The organism is Pseudomonas sp. Kh14 (assembly GCF_900291005.1).
GTDB lineage: Bacteria > Pseudomonadota > Gammaproteobacteria > Pseudomonadales > Pseudomonadaceae > Aquipseudomonas > Aquipseudomonas alloputida.
Window position 1 is genome coordinate 1 of the sequence record NZ_OLKJ01000175.1, and the last position, 258, is coordinate 258.

Below are 258 nucleotides of genomic sequence, written 5' to 3' on the forward strand. Positions count from 1 at the left end.
GGCACAAACCCCTTACCAGCTGAACAACAAGCCGCTGGTGCTCAGCCCACAGCTGGTCAACAAGGTCCGCAACACCCCGGGCATCCGCCGTGCCCTGGAGTTCCACGCCCGTGGCCAGATCGTCGAAGGTCGCCGCGAGTGGTACCACGTCAGCCGCCACTTCAGCCGCGACGAAATGGTCGCCCAGGCGCGCCTGGGCTACGACCTGCGCTGGTACTTCCCGGCCATTCGCACCATCAGCCAGGCGCAGTACTGGGA

The 258-nt window shown here is 65.9% G+C and carries 1 pseudogene; it reads left to right on the top strand.

The features are described from left to right. Nucleotides 1-258: pseudogene (locus tag FQ668_RS27745) on the top strand (lytic murein transglycosylase); the annotation flags it as partial.